The 15,620-nt window shown below is 33.7% G+C and carries 14 protein-coding genes; 1 reads left to right on the forward strand and 13 read right to left on the reverse strand.

All coding sequences use genetic code 11. The annotated features are described in order from the left end of the window. Positions 1 to 18: 18 nt before the first annotated feature. From ACUN8G_RS03220 to ACUN8G_RS03255, 8 genes are all read right to left on the reverse strand, one after another. On the reverse strand, positions 19 to 1,161 hold the full coding sequence (locus ACUN8G_RS03220) for an ABC transporter permease (protein ID WP_437345683.1): 1,143 nt from the start codon (positions 1,159 to 1,161) through the stop codon (positions 19 to 21). Beyond that, positions 1,158 to 2,300 (reverse strand): ABC transporter permease, encoded by a 1,143-nt coding sequence (locus ACUN8G_RS03225; protein WP_437345684.1) that lies wholly within the window; start codon positions 2,298 to 2,300, stop codon positions 1,158 to 1,160. Before ACUN8G_RS03225 ends, ACUN8G_RS03220 begins: the two co-directional genes overlap by 4 nt. Further along, the gene (locus tag ACUN8G_RS03230) at positions 2,284 to 3,228 is read right to left on the reverse strand and encodes an ABC transporter ATP-binding protein (RefSeq protein WP_437345685.1); all 945 of its coding nucleotides are present in this window, start codon (positions 3,226 to 3,228) and stop codon (positions 2,284 to 2,286) included. The genes ACUN8G_RS03225 and ACUN8G_RS03230 overlap by 17 nt, the downstream gene beginning before the upstream one ends. After that, positions 3,225 to 4,145, reverse strand: coding sequence for an ABC transporter ATP-binding protein (locus ACUN8G_RS03235; RefSeq protein WP_437345686.1), 921 nt, complete (start codon positions 4,143 to 4,145; stop codon positions 3,225 to 3,227). The genes ACUN8G_RS03230 and ACUN8G_RS03235 overlap by 4 nt, the downstream gene beginning before the upstream one ends. Then, positions 4,146 to 5,108 (reverse strand): HlyD family secretion protein, encoded by a 963-nt coding sequence (locus ACUN8G_RS03240; RefSeq protein ID WP_437345687.1) that lies wholly within the window; start codon positions 5,106 to 5,108, stop codon positions 4,146 to 4,148. After that, the gene (locus ACUN8G_RS03245) at positions 5,056 to 5,724 is read right to left on the reverse strand and encodes a TetR/AcrR family transcriptional regulator (RefSeq protein WP_437345688.1); all 669 of its coding nucleotides are present in this window, start codon (positions 5,722 to 5,724) and stop codon (positions 5,056 to 5,058) included. Before ACUN8G_RS03245 ends, ACUN8G_RS03240 begins: the two co-directional genes overlap by 53 nt. Before the next feature lie 118 nt (positions 5,725 to 5,842). Next, a complete protein-coding gene (locus tag ACUN8G_RS03250) occupies positions 5,843 to 6,985 on the reverse strand; it encodes a C1 family peptidase (RefSeq protein WP_437345689.1) in 1,143 nt (380 codons plus the stop codon). A gap of 666 nt (positions 6,986 to 7,651) precedes the next feature. Next, entirely contained in the window at positions 7,652 to 8,014 is a 363-nt protein-coding gene (locus ACUN8G_RS03255; RefSeq protein ID WP_437345690.1) for a co-chaperone GroES, read from the reverse strand. Positions 8,015 to 8,088: 74 nt separating this feature from the next. Here ACUN8G_RS03255 and ACUN8G_RS03260 point away from each other — a divergent pair, with 74 nt between their 5' ends. Further along, positions 8,089 to 8,685, forward strand: coding sequence for a class I SAM-dependent methyltransferase (locus tag ACUN8G_RS03260; RefSeq protein ID WP_437345691.1), 597 nt, complete (start codon positions 8,089 to 8,091; stop codon positions 8,683 to 8,685). Positions 8,686 to 8,691: 6 nt separating this feature from the next. Here the strand turns inward: ACUN8G_RS03260 and trxB are convergent, their stop codons facing one another. The 5 genes from trxB to ACUN8G_RS03285 form a co-directional block, all read right to left on the reverse strand. Then, positions 8,692 to 9,645, reverse strand: a complete 954-nt coding sequence (trxB, locus tag ACUN8G_RS03265) for a thioredoxin-disulfide reductase (protein ID WP_437345692.1) — start codon at positions 9,643 to 9,645, stop codon at positions 8,692 to 8,694. Between the two features lie 24 nt (positions 9,646 to 9,669). Continuing rightward, entirely contained in the window at positions 9,670 to 10,020 is a 351-nt protein-coding gene (locus tag ACUN8G_RS03270) for a thioredoxin family protein (RefSeq protein WP_437345693.1), read from the reverse strand. An 868-nt stretch (positions 10,021 to 10,888) separates the two neighbouring features. Continuing rightward, entirely contained in the window at positions 10,889 to 12,172 is a 1,284-nt protein-coding gene (locus ACUN8G_RS03275) for an McrC family protein (protein WP_437345694.1), read from the reverse strand. Between the two features lie 5 nt (positions 12,173 to 12,177). Beyond that, positions 12,178 to 14,142 (reverse strand): McrB family protein, encoded by a 1,965-nt coding sequence (locus ACUN8G_RS03280; protein ID WP_437345695.1) that lies wholly within the window; start codon positions 14,140 to 14,142, stop codon positions 12,178 to 12,180. Positions 14,143 to 14,754: 612 nt separating this feature from the next. After that, the gene (locus ACUN8G_RS03285) at positions 14,755 to 15,588 is read right to left on the reverse strand and encodes a hypothetical protein (RefSeq protein WP_437345696.1); all 834 of its coding nucleotides are present in this window, start codon (positions 15,586 to 15,588) and stop codon (positions 14,755 to 14,757) included. Between the last annotated feature and the right edge of the window lie 32 nt (positions 15,589 to 15,620).

Below are 15,620 nucleotides of genomic sequence, written 5' to 3' on the forward strand. Positions count from 1 at the left end.
AACACAATAATGTCAAATTCATTCCAGTCTTTTGTGAAATCTCTTTGCGGCGAGGAAAAGTATCGCTGTCCCCATCAGAGCCAGTATTAATGTTTCCTGCCACAAATCTGCTATTCCGATACCCTTTAGGATGACGCCGCGAATAATAGTAATAAAATATTTCAACGGGATTATGTAGGTTACATACTGAATTATTCTGGGCATATTTTCAATCGGGAAAACAAATCCCGAAAGATAAATCATCGGCATCGTAGCTCCGAAAACCGTTACCATCATTGCTTGCTGTTGTGTTCTGGAAACTGTCGATATAAATAGTCCTATCCCGAGTGTAGAAAGAATAAAGAGCAAAGATGCAAAAAAGAAAAAGAGGATGCTGCCTCTTATCGGAATACCGAACCAAAATATCATAACTGAATTTACCAACAGTATCATTATCAATCCGAGTATGGTAAAAGGCAATATTTTGCCGAGAATCATTTGCCACGGTTTAATCGGGGTAACAATCAACTGTTCGAGAGTGCCGAATTCTTTTTCTTTTACGATGGCAAGCGAAGTAAGCAACGTTGTAATAATCATCAACAGAAGCGCCGTTATGCCCGGCACCATAAATACTCGAGTTTTTAATTCAGGATTGTACCAGATTCTGGTTTCGGCATCTACTGATTTCAATGGAACCCTTATGCCATTTCTTTCTATTTTATCGAGTAGAATTGTTTTTGCATAAGCAGCGGTTATCGCCTGAATGTATCCGAAAGCAATTGAGCCTTTATTACCGTCAGAACCATCGACAATTACCTGAACTTTTGTTCCGTTATTGTTTTCGATCCCCTTTTCAAATTCTCGAGGTATAATCAATCCCATCACGGCTTTTCCGTTCATAATGGCATTTTCAATTTCCTCATAATTTTCTGTGTTCCCCTTAATTGTGAAATAACCGGAGTTTATAATCTTTTCAACATATTTACGGCTGGCAGAAGATTTATCTCTGTCGAGTAAATAAAAATCGACATTATTCACATCGAATGTAGCAGCATATCCTAAAATTATTGTCTGGAGAACCGGTGCAGCAAGAACAATAGCGAACATTTTCGGGTCACGCTTAAGCTGCTGGAATTCTTTAATTATAAAATGGATTACTGTGGCGAAACCATTTCCCTTCAACCGTTTAATTCCTTCAATTGTTTTTTATTATATATTTTCGAAGCAGCAACTACAACTATCACAGTGAAGATTGCCATATAGAGCAACTGATCCCAAAAAACTTCTATTCCGGCTCCTTTAAGCAATATCGATCGGAGGCATACAATATAAAATTTCGTTGGAGTAACATTCGAAAAGATGCGAATAATATATGGCATACTTTCAATCGGAAATACAAAACCCGACAGGAGCATAGAAGGTAAAAGCGAAATTAACGTACCGGCTTGAAATGCCACTTGAAGAGAATCTGCAATTATGGAAACCAAAATTCCAATACCGATAGACGCCGCCAGAAAGAATAATGTGCTTATTAACAGCCATAAATAACTTCCTTTAACAGCAATTCCAAAAAAAAGATACCCGGCAGCCAGAATTACTCCCGCATTTATAAAGGCTATTACGATATACGGTATGGCTTTCCCAATCAAGAGTTCCGGAATTCTTATAGAAGAAACATTTAATTGCTCAACGGTTCCACGTTCTTTTTCCCTTACAATTGATAACGAAATTGTTACAACTGCAATTATAATTAGTATCATTCCTATCAGACCTGGAATTAGAAACCGTGTAGAATTTAAATCGGGATTGAACCAGAATCGCGGTTCAAGTGATATCGATGATGCTAATTTTATTCCCCTTGAGGATAGAAATTCATAGTTCAGATTATTTGAATAATTCGCAACGGCAACATTAACATAATTCATTATTATTGTAGCTGTATTTCCATCGACTCCATCGATAAGAAATTGAATTTTAGCAACTTCGTTTCTGTGTATCTCATTTGAAAAATCTGACGGAATAACAGCAATGCATTGTGCCTTTTTTCTATCAAGATACTCTTTAATTTCTATATCCGATTTAAGATTCGTTACCAGGTCGAAGTAATCTGTACTCAAAAGAGAATTAATAAATTTCCTGCTCTCAGAGGAATTGTCCCTGTCTAAAACAGCCAGTTGTATATGCTGAACATCGAAATTGATTGCATATCCAAATACAACAAGCAGAAAAACAGGGAAAAGAAAAATCACTCCCATCATCCTTACATCCCGGAGCAACTGTCGTGTCTCTTTAACTGCGATTGCTTTAATTCTGTTGAGCATTGTTACTCCCATGTTCCAGTAAATGAATAAATACGTCTTCAAGAGTTGGAACAATACGTGTTATTCTGTCGATCTTAAATCCTTTTTGAGTACAGTAATTTTCTAATTCAGCGGGATTTTCAAACTGTTTTTTTGTGATGACGTGAATTTTTTTCCCAAAAATCGATACGTCGATAATAAACTTTGCCTTCTTTAAAATATCCATCAGATCGACAGGTTTTTCTGTTTCGATTTCAAAAACATCGCCGTCTATATATTCGGTTTTGAGTCTTTGCGGGTTTCCTTCAGCAATTAATCTTCCAGCGTTGATCAAAATAATATCGTTGCAGTATTCCGCTTCTTCCAGATAATGAGTCGTTACAAGAACAGTTGTCCCTTCGTCCGAAAAGCGATTAATCAAATCCCAAAAATTTCTTCTTGAAACCGGATCAACGCCGCTGGTAGGTTCATCAAGAAACAATATTTCGGGTTTATGAATTACTGCAACGCCCAGAGCCAGGCGTTGTTTGATACCGCCTGGCAAATCTCCGGTTAGCGATCTTTCTTTCCCGACGAGATTCGAAATTTCGAGCACCCATTTTTTTCGCTCTTCAAGTAGCTTTCCTTTAAGACCATAAACTCCACCAAAAAATTCGATGTTTTCTTCGATAGTCAGGTCATTATATAGTGAAAAGCGCTGTGACATATAACCAATACTTTGCTTCACTTTATCGGGTTCTTTCATAATGCTGAAGCCACCGACAACAGCATCTCCAGAAGTCGGTTCGAGCAAGCCACACAGCATTCGGATTGTAGTCGATTTACCAGCACCGTTGGCACCAAGGAATCCAAAGATTTCTCCTTTTTCAACTTTGAATGAAATGGAATCTACTGCAGTAAAATCGCCAAACTTTTTTGTTAAATTTTCCACAACGATACTATAGTTCATCCGCTCAATTTCCTGTGTTTAATCAGATTCATAAATACATTTTCTATTGAAGGTTCGGTCAATCGACTGTCTATCACTTCCACATTTGCTGAATTTAATATTCTCAAAATGCTATCGGCTTCTTCATGGTTATTTACCAATACATTAATCCTGTCACCGAAAAGTTGAATATCATTATTAATTTCAGAAGACAATAATTCATGGGCTATTTTAATTGGTTTGCACACAATTTCGAGACTCCACAAGCCAATAGATTTTTTTATATTGCCTGGAGTATCGCAGGCAATAATTTCACCGTTATTAAACATTGCAACCCGACTGCATCTTTCGGCTTCGTCGAGATAAGGAGTAGCCATAACTATAGTAATTTTTTCTTTAATCAAATCTGCCAGTATTTTCCAGAAGTCGCGTCTCGAAACCGGGTCCACACCCGTAGTTGGTTCGTCGAGAAACAATATTTCCGGTTTATGGATTAAACTGCATGCCAATGCGAGTTTTTGTTTCATGCCTCCCGAGAGTTTTTCTGCCAATCGTTTTCTAAAAGGTTTCAATCTGGTAAATTCGAGCAGCTCTTCCCTTCTCTTTTTGTAATCCGTTACGTCATGAATTTCGGCAAAGAATTCGATATTTTCGTCGACAGTAAGATCGCCGTAAAGACTAAATTTTTGCGATAAATATCCGATTCTTTTTTGAATGGAATTTCTCTTTTCGCGAATATCTTCGTCAAATAAGCGAACAGTTCCTTCACTTGGATAAAGTAGTCCGCACATAATTCTTATGGTAGTTGTTTTACCCGCACCGTCCGGTCCAACAAATCCAAACATTTCTCCTCTTTTTATACTCAAGGATATGCCGCGGAGGGCAACGGTTTTTCCATATTTGCGATGCAGATTATTAATTTCTATAATTCCGTTCATTCAATTCAATCCAGGTTGAATTGTTGCGTCTGCCGGTATTCCAACTTTAAGAATGAAATCTGGATTTGGTATTTCGATTTTAACTTCGAATACAAGTTTTGTTCTTTCGTCTCTGGTCTGGATATTTTTAGGTGTAAATTCAGCTTCGGGGGAAATGTAAATTATTCTGCCTTTAAAAATTCTATCGGGATAAGCGTCTACTGCAACTTCTACTTTCTGTCCAAGCTTAATTTTCGGCAATTCAGTTTCAGGAATATAAATCGACATTTTAACCTTGCTCAAATCGGATATTTTAAATAGAGCTGAGAGCATTGTAACCGTTTCACCTTTTTCAATGAATTTTTTCACAACGAATCCATCAATTGGAGAAACCACAAAACAGTCTTTCAAATTTTTTTTCAAAAGATCAACCGAAGCTCTGGCTTTTTGGACATTTGCTTCGGCTTGTTTTATTTCTTCTGGTCTTGCAATGTTTTTGAGTTTTCTCAAGTTTTCTTCGGCAGAATTGTACTGAGCAGACATTATCTGATATCTCGTTTCAGCATCGTCGAGCTGTTTTTTATTGACCGCGCCGGTATTAAACAAGTTCTTAATTCTTTCATAATCAGTTTTAGCAGAACTCAAATTTGCGCTGGCCTGTCTTAGAACTTCCTCGGCCTGTTTAATATCTTCTTTCCTGGTTCCGTTTATCAGCAAAGTCAATTGAGCTTCAGCCATTTTTAAAGCAGCTTCGGCTTGTTTTAATTGCAGATGGTATGATGTCGTATCTATTATGCAGAGAGTATCGCCTTTATTAACCTGCTCGCCTTCGTCTTTTAATAGATCGATTATCTGCCCGCTTACCTGAGAGCTTATTAATGCTTCCGTCGATTCGATAGTACCTGATTCGACAATATTTTCTTGTTCGTTATCACCGCAGCCATATAAAAAGACTGCCAATAGAAGAATAAAAATCTTTTTCATTTTCTTCAGACCGTTTGTTTTTGATTATTTTTTTATAAGCTTCTTTTCCTTTCTCCGTAAGAATTCCATTAATGAAAATCCCCATGGTATAATCCACCGCTTCTTTTAGCGAAAAACTATTATCAAGTATAAAGTCGGGATTAATAACCGATTTAACAGAACTCAGAAAAACAGCTAAAATTATCTGCGGGGGAATATTAACTATGTAACCTTCCTCGATTCCCTGAATAAATACCCGAAAAATATCTTTATTAATAACCTTAGTTCTCATTTCGTCTATTTCCTTCCAGATATCCGGTTTATAGACGCGAATATCGTTCATCCAGTTGACACTAAGTCGGCTTGCTGCCATTGATTTTAGTGTGTCTAAAAGTAGTACGATTTTTTCAATCGAATTAAGATTGTCTTTTAAAATATTTCCGATATTTTTTTTAATATTCTTTTTAAGATTTTGAACTGCAGCGTTCAACAGCTCGTCTTTAGAATGGTAGTATTTATATATAGTCTTTTTACTCATTTTTAAGTCGGCTGCAATCATATCCATAGATACACTGCTGAATCCATCTCGGAAAAATTTTTCCTGCGCTGCTTTTAATATTCTTTCTTTTTCACTCATAGAATTCTGTTTCTTAACGATGTCAAAATAAGTACAGGAAACTACAAAGTCAAATATTAGTTTCTCGGGTTTCCGATAAAAAATGTCTGGTGCAATTAGAAAAGTTCAAAGCTCCGATTTAAAATCCTAATCTATCTCTTAGATCCTTCGGAACGGCGTCTTTGTGAACCATTATGGCAATAACTTTTAGTTTAGTATAAGACTCCGACATATACCAGTAACCGTCGTATTTTTTATCTTTGGTGCCCCACGAGTTTTTGGTATAGTAATATTTATTGCCGTTTTCGTCTTTTGCCAGTCCAACTATATGCATCAGGTGGTCGTCTGTAGTAGTTTGATTGTCGAACGTTTCCTGTCTCATTTCCTGATCGACAGTTTTTTCTATTAACTGTTCATTATTTTCATTACTCTCTTCATCGCTTGAATCCTCTACGGGGAGAGTGGCTATTCCTTTCTTCCTGTCGAAACTTTTTTCGCTGACGTCTCCATCCCAGGCAATCGAATATCCATTTTTGAGTGCATAATCCATTATACGCATTAAGTCATCGATTGGTACGTTATAATATAAATCTTTGCTCCAGTTATCTGGAATTTCAAGGTCAAATTTTTCATAAAATGGATGATGTGTAAAAGAAGTAAATTCAACATAATCATCGGGATTAAATCCGAGTGAATCAACAAAACTTTTGGGAGTGTATTTTTTGCCATTGTATTCAAATTCTGCCGGAGGTTCACCAAGATAAATTTCGAGCGCGCTTTCGACAAGCTGCCTCCATGCGGGAGTAATTTTTCCCCCTTTTTTCTTAACTACAGTACTTACAATCTCTTTAAGTACGGCGTCCATCTCGCCATGGTTATGTTCTTTTTCTCCCCACTTTAAGCCGGGATAAATCTCCTCCGGAACCATTCCGTATCGGCGAATTACATTCATTACATCATGCGCCTGACCACCCATACCAAAGTTTGCCAATCCATTGTATCTGATATAATTTTCCGCTTTTAATGGATACGTAAACCGCACATTCCACATCGGCGAAAGGATATGAACTCCCTTGCCCATCCTGATTAATTCTGTTTCAATAAATGACATTGTAGCGAACGACCAACAAGTACCTGTTTTCGCTTGATTCTTTACAGGCGTAGTTTCAACTTTATAAATCATCTCAAAGTGTTTTTCGTATTTCTCTTTTTTCTGCGCTGTCAAAACAAACGGAATTATCGCTACAAAAAAGATTATTTGAAAAATTTTTCTGCGATGCATGTTTTTCTCATATTTATTTATAAATTTATTTCAGCAGCCTTAAAATAATGAGAAATGTAAATTATAACGAGAAAATTTTAACATTTCTTGTTCTGGTATAACGTTTAATTTTCACTCTAATACCATTAATTTGTCAAAAGTTTGTTTTTGATGCTGGATTACAGGAACGTTGATGTGCTGGAGTGCTGATGTGCTGGGGTGCTGGGGTTCTTTGTTTTTGGAATATATTATCTAATTTAGAGTGAGTTTGCTACTCTCGTTTCACTTTTAAAGACGGGGGTCTTACTCGAATAAACAAGTTTATGTTCGTTTTTAAAGATGTGGTGATTTATCTGTCATCGCAAATCCAGCTTAACGGGGACGAAGCTATTTTGTTTGTAGAGAATTGTATCAGTGTTTGCTTCGTTAGCTTTGCTCAATCACAAAGACGAGGGCCAATGTTTTGAGAGCTTAGCTTGAAACTGAGTATTCGATTCATTCCTCACAAAAATAATAGACTCCCTCTTCCAAAAAACTTTGAACAAAGAACCACGAACATTGAACAACGAACCAAGCACATAATCATAGAATAATTAATTACTCCCTGTTCCCTAATCCCTCATCCCTAAATTAAAATTAATTCCAGAATATAAATCATAAGTTATAAGCTGTAGAGTCAGATAAAAATTATGAGAGCAGGTCTTCGTCCCTGTAAAGAATAAGAATTGCAGCTTGAGGAACAACGACTAACTTTTCGCCGTCAATTTCGACTTCCACTGCTTCTTTTCTTAGAAAGATGGCATAATCGCCTTCGTGGGCTTGCAGAGGAAAATATTTAATTGGCTTCCGTTCTTTCCACGGTTCGTCGTCTTCAACTGGAATACCCATCGGATAACCGGGTCCCACTTTGATTACGTATCCACCCTGTACTTTTTCTTTTTTGTGCACGCCTGGCGGCAAATAGAGACCGCTGTTCGTCTTCGAGGCACTCTCTTCGGGCTTTATTAAAACACGGTCGCCTACTATTATTATTTTCGATGTATCGATCAATTCAATTATTTTTTTATTTTTAGTTACTTTAAAATACCAAATAATCCGCAGTTCATCAATTCGGAGAAATCAACATGAAAGAGTTATGGGATAGAAGATATTCCTCTGAAGAATATATTTACGGAATAGAACCGAACGAATTTTTTAAAATTCAAATAGCAACACTTCCGCCGGGAAGAATTTTACTATTGGGAGAGGGTGAAGGCAGAAATGCAGTCTATGCGGCCGAACTTGGATGGGGTGTAGAAGCCGTTGACTTCAGCCAATCAGGTAAACTAAAAGCCGAACGATTGGCCGCCGAAAAAAATGTGAGGATAAACTATATTGTTAGTGATTTAAATAAATTTCAACCCGCGCAGGATTCTTACGACGCAGTAGGACTTTTTTTTGTTCACTTTGAAGAAGATTTAAGAAAGCATATACACAAAAATGCCATCGATGCCTTAAAAAAAGGAGGCAGATTGATAATGGAGGCATTTGAAAAAGATCAATTGAATTATGATTCCGGCGGTCCAAAAAATTTATCGCTTCTCTATTCTTTAGAAGATATAGCTGAAGATTTTATTGACCTCGATTTCGAATATTTTGCCAAAGAAATTGTGACACTCAACGAAGGTAAAGGACATAAGGGCAAAGCCTCCGTCATTCGATTTATTGGAATAAAAGTTTGAATTCTTTCAGGAATTGACAGGTTCACTTTTTAACTTTTTCAAATTATTGACGTATTCGGCTGCGCTCAACGCTGCCACAGTTCCATCTCCGACAGCAGTCGTAACCTGGCGAAATCTTTTAGCAATCGAATCACCTGCAGCAAACACGCCCTTTATATTGGTCGACATATTTTTATCTACTACAATTTCCCCATAATCATTCAATTCGAGTATGCCTTTGAACATTTCTGTATTTGGCACATAGCCGATAAAAATAAAAACGCCGTCTATCTCCATTTCGGTTAGCTCGCCTGTGCGTTGATTTCTAATTTTAACAGCGTTCAACTTTTCTTCGCCTATAAATTCTTCAATTTTCGATTCCATAATAAAATTGATTTTGGGATTTTTACGTGCTTCAATGACGTAATGTTCGAATGCCTGGAAATGGTCGAATTGATGGACAACAGTTACAGACGAGGCATATTTTGTAAGCGCTACGGCTTCTTCAAGTGCTGAATTTCCTCCTCCTACAACGATAATTTTTTTATCCTGGAAAAAGTCGCCATCGCACGTAGCACAATACGAAATCCCCATTCCCTTGAATTTATCTTCTCCCGGAACACCCAGAGTTCTCGAACGCCCACCCGTTGCAATTATCAATGCATCGGAAGTATAAACTTCACCGTTCGTCAGTTCAACAGATTTTATTTCATCCTCGAGATTGACTTTGCTTATTTTTATGTTCGTTTTAATTTGAGCCCCGAATTTAAGAGCTTGATTTTTCATATTTCTTGCGAGTTGATAGCCGCTAATCGAATCGACACCAGGATAATTTGCTATTTCGTGCGTCAATACCATTTGTCCGCCTACAGCTCCTTCATTCAAAATGAGCGTATTTACTTTTGCTCTCGACAAATAGATAGCAGCTGTTAGACCTGCGGCTCCTGCTCCAATAACAATTACGTCGTAATGATTTTCCATCTCGATGCTCCGGGAAAAAATTAATTATTTATTATTACCAAAATATTCATCAAGGATAGCAGTAATCTGCTCTTTTGTCTGTATACTACTTGTAGCTTTTACAACTTTGCCATTTTTATAATAGACCACGAAGGGCAAGCCTGCAAAGTTTCTGCATTCTGGTAAATCTCTAATTACACTTGCATCTGGAATGTCGAATTCCATATCGGCAAATTTAACGTGCGGATATTCTTTTTCGAGTTCTTCCATCACTTCGTAAACTGGGATACACATGGGACCCATTCGCCCACAGCAAATCATTACATTTTCATTTTCCTGTAATAATTTTGAATGCTCGTCTTTTGAAAGAACATGAGTAAGATTTGTGTAAAGCATGATATTCCTCTTTTAATTATTTTATACAGCCAATCTGATGATTTTTTTATCAAAAGGTTTCAATTCAATAGTACTTGAAAAAGTTTATTTAAAAAATTTTATCAAACAGATAGCTATTAATACCCTCTATCCATCTGATTATAAGTTATGTATAAGAGTATCTTAGCGAAGAGTAAATCTGATAAAATCTTAATGGATTGAATCTGCTATATGCAATAACATTGTACTCTTTACAAAAAACGATAACCTGCAAAATAAATAGAATGCCCTCTCAACTTATTGTAAAATTGAATACTACCACAGAAACATTCAAAAAAGAATCTTTTGTTGATAAATCCTTGAATAATATTGATGAGGTTATGAAACAAAATTTTAGGTACTTGGATTTTTATAACAAAGTGTCTATAAAAGTTCACTGTTATTCAGTTAATGATTATTAGAAAAAAACAAAATTTTTGAAAAACTTTAAGTAAAAAGCTAAAAAAATTTATTAAGAAAAAATGAAAAGTAAAGCCGGCACAAGGTTAAATATGTTGTTTATATTTTCCTCCTTCTTATATAGCCATAATTCAATTTAATGCTGAACTGATACTATAAAGTCATTATTAATAAAATATCCAATCGTAGTATTCCTTTTATCAAAAAGAGTTTTAGAGTTCCTGATTGCTTCACTATGGTTTAATACAAACAAGGAATTCTCGTCGTCTTCTATATTGAAAAACTATGATCTGTAAAAGCTTTTTTTACACAATAAGATTGATAAAATTAAGATACAGTCACTCAATAGTTTGTGGTTTTTAAAGAATATTTCTCATTGAATTGATTATATCAGTAAAGAAATGACATTTTATACATTATTTTATACCTCTTAAGGGGCTGTTAGAATTGACCACAAATTTTTATAAATCTCTTTTTGCCAAAATGATATATTTTTATCCGCCTCTATTATTACAGGTATTTTTATTAAGAAGCATTTCCTGTCATCTGAATTATATCGTATTGATTTTCTAAAAAATCCTCGTCGTAACTTATCTTCTTTTTGCGATTCGTTGCTGGCTCCATATGGATATATTAATGCTGAAATTTGGGCATTATAATATTCTTGATAAACAAATATTTGATATAAATCTTCACTCGAGGGAGTAAAATCTTGAAGCACTTTCCATTTTGTATCAAGTACAAATTGCATGTTATTATTATTTACTATTATATCAGCTCTTATATTCATGTGCGTATTATTTAAAGTTAAAAATCGCATCGACTTTTGACTCTCGATTTTAGTTTGTTCGTCTTTGTATTTTCTCAATGTATAAAAAATAAATTTTTCCCAGAGCTCATTCATATCAAACATTAATGCAAGTACACTATGTCTTCCTGTTCTTAAATCGGGGTGATATTGTAATAATATCTGTTTAGCAATATTGATTGCATTTTTATAGCAATGCGTTTTACGATTAAAAACAAGTTTATCGAAAGTAGATTGGGTTATTTTGATATTTGGCAATTCTGGAAAGTTAAATAAAAGTGAATTAATTCTATCTTGTAAATTAAGATTAGTATTTATTTTACTTATTAAGTTAAGTGCTTTGTATAAGATAATGTTAAAAAGATTCTCATAATCATAAAATGAATAATTGACAAAAAAACGCTCCCTATGAATATAATTCTTGATAATATGATTATTAAAAACTAAACGCCCCTTGAAGGTAGTAAGATTTTTTTCTATCCTTCTATAACTCTTAACCAATCCTGTCTTAATCAAGTATTCCAATTCATGTATGAATAATTCAAAATAAAGATCCAGAATAGTATTACGATGTATTCTTAAATTAGAGTAACCTGTATAATCCACCTTAATGTTATTGACAGTTCTAAGCATACTAATTAATACTCTACGCCACTTATATATTTCATCGCGATTTTTTATGTCTCCATTAGATACTCTGTCTGCCTTTGGTAATACTTCTATTAAATAATTTCCAATCTGAAGTACACCAACATATTGGTTAAATTTCACACCGTTATGTATTAAGCTGTAGTACGGTGTAGCTTTATCTTCAAAATATCTGACTAAGGCTTCATAAAGCGGATAATCAGATTTATCAAATTTTAAGATACCGTGTTCGAATACAGTTATTATTTTACGACTCATCAGTTCTAAATGGAATTATGGTTCATTAATTCTTCAATTGCTTCGTAAAAGTTATCTCTGTTTTTTTGAATTTTATACAATTTACGTTCATTGTAATCTTCTAATTCAGGATAGTCAAAAGATGCAAAGTTAATTTGATCGTCTTTATTCTCAATAAAACCTTTACCTAATACAAGACCAATTTTTCCGTAATCATTGTAAAAATATTCTTGTAGGAGCGGAATAATCCTATTGTAAAAAACATCTTTTAAATTTTCTTCAAGGTTTCCATCTTCGCTAAACATAAAGTAAGAATGTCCAATCCTATGGTCTTTGTCCAAAAGTTTCTCAATGCGAGCATTGATTGTCTTTAGAATATCTCCTATTCTATATTGACCATATATTTGATCAAGTTCTTTAGGACCTTCATATAGCGGTTCAATCTCTTCGAATACAAATCTTCTTCTTAAGGCAGTATCCATAGCTTCTACACTACGGTCTGCAGTGTTCATAGTACCGATTATATACAAATTTGCGGGTACCGAAAAAATCTTCTTGCTATAAGGCAATACAACGCTCAAAGCTTCATTGTTACCCAAGCGTTTATCCTCTTCAATTAAGGTGATTAATTCCCCAAATATTTGCGCAATATTTCCTCGATTGATTTCGTCTATGATTAAAACAACTCGTTCAGCTTCGTGCGATTTTTCTTTGACAGCTTGGTTATACTTTCCTTCATTGAACTCTGTTAATATCTTTTCGAATATATCGTTGGTTATTTCTATAAAATTATCTTTGTTTTTCTTCTTGTTTGATTTACCTATCTTCTTTTTTAAATGGCAGTAATATGCAGCAATGGCACACGCTTGTTTAAAGACCCCATCTTTAATTTCATACTTTACGCTCCCCTCATTTTCAGCTCTATCTGTTTTAGATTTTTCCTTGTCAATCTTCGGAGATGCATGTAAGTCAGATAACTTTGGTTTTATTCCCTCGATAAAATCTTCATAAGTCATGCTCTGGTGAAATGTAGTAAAAAATATTTGTCTATTTTTTAAGCGTCTATCAAACTCTTCTTTATCTTCTTTGCTTCTACTTTCATAAAATTTATTATTTATAATTGACAATGCTCTACTTACAGTCTCATAAGTTTTTCCTGTACCCGGAGGACCGTATAATATTAGATTCAGTGGTAACCTTTTTTGGTTATTATTTTCACTATTAATATACGAATTACTTTCTTCTTGAAGTTGACCATTTTCCTCATCATTCACAAGAACTTGCCATATAATGTCCTGTGCAAGAAGTTTGTAGTCTTTTTCTTCAAATGTCGTTATTTGAACTTTTTCACTGACCATATTTATTAAGTCCTTGTCATGCTTAATAAAATTCTCTATTAAAAAATCAATTATATTCAGATACGAGGAATATTTCTTACCTACTTTTTCTTTATTATCAACCCCCATATATAACAAGATCGCTTGATAAAGTTGATCCCGATAAAAAGTGTATTTTGAGGGATTATGTAATGTTAGTAAGAAAGCAATTGTCGATTCATCATGTTCTCTTAAATTTTTGTCATTAGCTTTTAACTTTTCGAGATCTTCTTTAAATTTCTCCAACCTTTGACCCAAATCCATAGACTCATTAAATAGATTATCCAATAGATGCATATAATCTCCTGGATATTTTTTTAAATTATCAATTATACTATTTTTATTTCTCCAGTAAATTAAGTTAGAAGATTTTTTAATAATCTTATTCATATCATCTTGAAAATTTTTTAAATTATCTGTTCTTGGTAATCCTTCATAATTTCTAACCAATTTCCACTTATAAGCTTCACCTTTCAAAGAATCTTTTTCATTTATTATTGTTTTATATTTTTCAATTAGCTTATCAATAGAATTCAAGAGATTGCCGTAATCATGAACTGCGTTCAACCAAGGATAACTTTGTTTTAATTCTGTTGTTAATTCATTTTGTCTCATTTTACACCCTTCTTAAATTTATTTATTATTGATATTAAAAATCATTTTAACTTATTATTTATTTACAAAATTAAGACATCTTTAGTTAGCTGATTATTTATTTCATAAGCATATAAATTTAATAATAAACTTACTGAATAATCTGCAATCTAAATAATTTTGAAATATATTAAAAGCATTTTTATATGTTAATTAAGCTTAAAAAAACAGAGATTTTTTAGTAGCTAATTTGGAATTCTAACACCTTCAAAAGAAACTCATTGCAATATATTTTAATTAAAAATTTATAATAAGCAAATCAATAATTATAAACAAATAATGATAATTTTATAAAGTAATTATACAATTAATTATTTATGAAATTAGACAAAAATAATTTTATTATCACCAATAAATAATAATGAATAAACTTATAATTATACATAATAAAAGAGAATATTTAAAAAAGTGAAACTATAAAGTTATTCTCTTGGCTCACTATTCATTTAATTAGTACTCTCATTCTTTATATTTTCAAATAGAAATTAAGATCGATCAAAAAACTTGGAAAAACTGAAAATAATATTGCATTCATTATGCATTGTTTATTTCAAATATAAACTAAATTAACTTTTACTCATTTATACAATCACCAATTATGCAGACGACTTTGTTATAGCGAGTAACACAAAAATAATTGAGTCGAGGTAATAATTCTTTTAGACTCCCGATTTTACTATCTTGATAATAAACATTTACTTGGGGATTATCTTTAAGGAATCCAAATATCCCGGCATCTATGCAAACAATCATTCTTTCTTTGTCAGACAATCCTGCTATTAAACTGCTATTTGGCATATTGAAATAAATCGTTAACGATCCATCCTCCTGCCGCTCGAACTTTGTTGTTCCGAACAAAGGTAATTCTTTATTTGTAAAGGCATTATCTTCTATGTTGAGAATTATATTTTCTTTCACTTCCTTATACATATCGATTACATCAAATAGCTGTTCGTGCGTAATTTCGAACATTCCTACCGCCTCACCTTGAAAAAATTCGTTAAGCAATACATAGCCATTTGGATTTTCTATATTTATTTGGTCTACAAATTCACCTTTTATTCGTCTCTCATACTCAATTTTTTGATATATTTGATTCATCTTTTGTATTTCAGAGTCAATTTCATCTTCTAAACCATCGAATCTTTCGTTTAAAATTTCCAAGACTGTCTTACCTATCTTAAGCAATAAAAAATCCTCTAATGACATTTTGCCTTCTAAAGATTGTTCGATTAACATGAGAGTATTAATTACTAAATTATACGCATTATCTAAATTTACTTTCTCTTCAACTATGTTCTCTTTTTCTAACATTTCTATGTTTTTTCGAATTTCCCTCAATAAATCTGGTTTTGTGTATTGTTGACAAAACGTCTGTATGATATTTACTATTTCGCTTAAATGCATTAGACACCTCCGTTTTATAATATTCAAAAGTA

The organism is Melioribacter sulfuriphilus, from assembly GCF_052656625.1.